The organism is Mesorhizobium sp. M4B.F.Ca.ET.143.01.1.1 (genome assembly GCF_004792275.1).
GTDB lineage: Bacteria > Pseudomonadota > Alphaproteobacteria > Rhizobiales > Rhizobiaceae > Mesorhizobium > Mesorhizobium abyssinicae.
On record NZ_SRSR01000056.1, the window covers coordinates 1 to 1,133 of the forward strand.

The 1,133-nt window shown below is 63.1% G+C and carries 1 protein-coding gene; it reads right to left on the reverse strand.

The genetic code is table 11. The features are described 5' to 3' along the window. Nucleotides 1-25: 25 nt before the first annotated feature. On the reverse strand, nucleotides 26-955 hold the full coding sequence (locus EN786_RS35915) for an IS110 family transposase (RefSeq protein WP_127312295.1): 930 nt from the start codon (nucleotides 953-955) through the stop codon (nucleotides 26-28). Between the last annotated feature and the right edge of the window lie 178 nt (nucleotides 956-1,133).

The following is a 1,133-nucleotide window of genomic DNA, read 5'->3' on the forward strand; positions in this document are numbered from 1 at the left end:
ACGGGGAGAGCGACTGTCTTGGCTGTCAAGCTGTTTGCCATGGTTTTTGGTCGCGGATGATGGCGTTGAGAATGGTCAGCAGCTTTCGCATGACGGCCACGACGGCGACGATCTTCGGCTTGCCGACCTCGACGAGGCGGTCGCGAAAGGCCTTGAGGACCGGATTGTGGCGTATGGCGACGAGGGCAGCCATGAAGAGGACGGCGCGCACGCGGCTCCTGCCGCCGCCGATGAAGCTCTTGCCACGCCATGTGCCAGACTGCCTCGTCCATGGTGCGAGACCTGCGAGCGCTGCGATCTGGCGCCGGTCGAGGCTGCCCAACTCCGGCATCTCGGCGATCATGGTGCGGGCAACGGTGGGACCGATGCCTGGTACGGAGGACAGCAGTTTTTCCCGGACCCGCCAGAGTGGCGACTTGCGGATATGATCGTCCAGGTCGGCATCGAGGCTTTCCAACTCACGCCTGAGCGCGGCGAGCAGGCGCTTGATGCTCTTTTGCGCCTGTCTTGCGTTGACCGTGCGGGCGCGGTTCTCTTCGGCCACGATCATCTGCACGATCTGACGCCGGCGCGTGACGAGATCGGCCAACGTCCTGGTCTCGGCATCGCGCAGCGGCCGCAGTTCCGGCTTGGTCGCAGCTATGAAGGCTGCGATGACGGCAGCGTCGATCGGATCGGTCTTGGCCCGCTTGCCGAGCGCGTTGGCAAAGGCCCGGACCTGCGCTGGATTGACCACGACAACCGAAAGGCCGGCGCTCGCCAAAGTGGCGACCGCCAGCTGCTCGTAGCCTCCCGTAGCCTCCAATCCGATTGCCGTCGGAGAAAAGGCTGCAAGACGTCGAGCCAGATCCTCCATCCCGGCATGGTCGTTACCAACCGAAAACGCTTCACCGGACGGCAAAACGTGCACATCCAGCCGATCCTTCGAAACGTCGATGCCAACAACGATTTCCATCCTATCCCATCCTTGCCTAATCGGGCTTCGCTTGCGGCCCAGGCGACTGTTCGGGGTCGATGGAACGGCGGACGAAGACCCTCGCTCTCCCACGGGCTTCAAGGCCCAAAGATGCTCCGGTCTCTCGTCCGCCACCGCACCTGCTGCAATAGCAGAGTCGGCAAGGGACAAGTTACAA